Source organism: Saccharothrix sp. NRRL B-16314, from assembly GCF_000716595.1.
Classification (GTDB): domain Bacteria; phylum Actinomycetota; class Actinomycetes; order Mycobacteriales; family Pseudonocardiaceae; genus Actinosynnema.
Map to the genome: position 1 here is coordinate 1 of NZ_JNXC01000249.1, position 301 is coordinate 301.

Genomic DNA, 301 nt, shown 5'->3' on the forward strand with positions numbered 1-301 from the left:
AAACGCCCGTCGTAAGCCTCGATCCGCCGGCGGATACCGGCCAGGCCCGACCCCTTGCTCTCGTCCGCGCCCCCCTGGCCGTCGTCGCTGATCCGCAGCGCCAGGCGGTTGCCCTGCCTGGCCACCTCGACCACGGCGTTCGCGGCGTTGCTGTGCTTGGTCACGTTGGACAGGGCCTCGGCTACCACGAAGTACGCGGTGCCCTCGACGGAGGCGGCGCACCGGCCTGGTACGTCCACCGTCATCTCACACGGCACGGCGCAGCTGCTCGCGAGGCCGGCCAGGGCACCGGCGAGCCCGC

The 301-nt window shown here is 72.8% G+C and carries 1 protein-coding gene; it reads right to left on the minus strand.

All coding sequences use genetic code 11. From position 1 onward, the window contains the following. Positions 1 to 257 (minus strand): sensor histidine kinase (locus OQ02_RS45495; RefSeq protein ID WP_442973748.1); only part of this gene is annotated, 257 nt, incomplete at its 3' end. Positions 258 to 301 lie beyond the last annotated feature (44 nt).